Annotated in this window: 2 protein-coding genes; one reads left to right on the top strand and one right to left on the bottom strand. The window is 75.8% G+C overall.

The window, feature by feature from the left end:
* Window positions 1–500 (top strand): LLM class flavin-dependent oxidoreductase (locus AB0J52_RS41755; protein WP_500188834.1); only part of this gene is annotated, 500 nt, incomplete at its 5' end.
* Between the two features lie 43 nt (window positions 501–543).
* Here the strand turns inward: AB0J52_RS41755 and AB0J52_RS41750 are convergent.
* Window positions 544–984 (bottom strand): Lrp/AsnC family transcriptional regulator, encoded by a 441-nt coding sequence (locus AB0J52_RS41750; protein WP_500188832.1) that lies wholly within the window; start codon window positions 982–984, stop codon window positions 544–546.
* Window positions 985–1,127: the final 143 nt, after the last annotated feature.

Here is a 1,127-nt window from a genome sequence, read left to right as displayed (position 1 = left end):
TCCCCGGCGATTTCTACGAATTCCCGCCCTTCGTCATGGACCACAACCCCGTGCAGAAGCCGGGACCGCCGGTGCTGCTCGGCGGCGCCGCCGACGCCGCCCTGCGCCGCGCCGGCCGGCTCGCCGCGGGCTGGGTCAGCTCCAGCCGCGCCGACCTCGGCGCGCTCGGACGCTCGGTCGGGGTCGTCCGCGAGGCGGCCGAGAAGGCGGGGCGCGACCCGGAGGAGCTGCGGATGGTGTGCCGGGGCGCGGTGCGCGTCCGCCCTGACGGCACGGGCGGCGCGGGTGGCGGAGGCGGCGCGGGCGGGCCGGACCGGCCGCTGCTCACCGGCACGATCGACCAGGTCCGCGACGACTTCGGGCGGCTCGCCGGGCAGGGCGTCACCGAGCTGTTCGTGGACCTGAACTTCGACCCGGCCCTGACCGGCCCGGACGCCGACCCGGCCGCGTCCATGGACCGCGCCCGCGAGGCCCTCGAAGCCTTCGCGCCGAAGCCCTGACCCGCGACGGGCGCCCGGTCTCGGCCGAGGCGCGCGGCGGGTGTCACAGAGAGGTGTGGCGGCCTTCCCAGGGGGTGCTGAGGACGACGGTGGTGCGGGTGGCGACGTTCGCGGCGGCGCGGATCTTCTGGAGGAGGTCCTCCAGCTCGTTCGGCGAGGCCACCCGGACCTTCAGGATGTAGCTCTCGTCGCCCGCCACCGAGTGGCACGCCTCGATGGCGGTCAGGTGGGCGAGCCGGTCGGGCGCGTCGTCGGGGGCCGAGGGGTCGATCGGCTTGATGGAGACGAACGCGGTCATCGGCAGGCCGGTCTGCTCGTGGTCGAGCTGCACGGTGAAGCCGCGGATCGCGCCGCGGCGCTGCAGCCGGCGCACCCGCTGGTGCACCGCCGACACCGACAGCCCGGTCTCCTTGGCCAGGTCGGTGAAGCTCATCCGGCCGTCGTCGGCCAGCAGGCCGAGGATCTGGCGATCGATATCCTCCACCCCAAGAATCTAGCGCGCCCGCCGTGCCGGGCGCGATCCGATACGGCCGCGGAACGGTCCATCCGGCGAGGTCCGGGCCTGCTCGGCCTCCGCCGCGCGCCCGGGGCGGGCCTGGCAGGCCCGGACGGCTCAGTGGCGGGCGC

It is taken from the genome of Spirillospora sp. NPDC049652, from assembly GCF_040675125.1.
In the GTDB taxonomy this organism is placed as follows: Bacteria; Actinomycetota; Actinomycetes; order Streptosporangiales; family Streptosporangiaceae; genus Spirillospora.
This window is presented reverse-complemented; position numbering and strand designations above follow the sequence as displayed.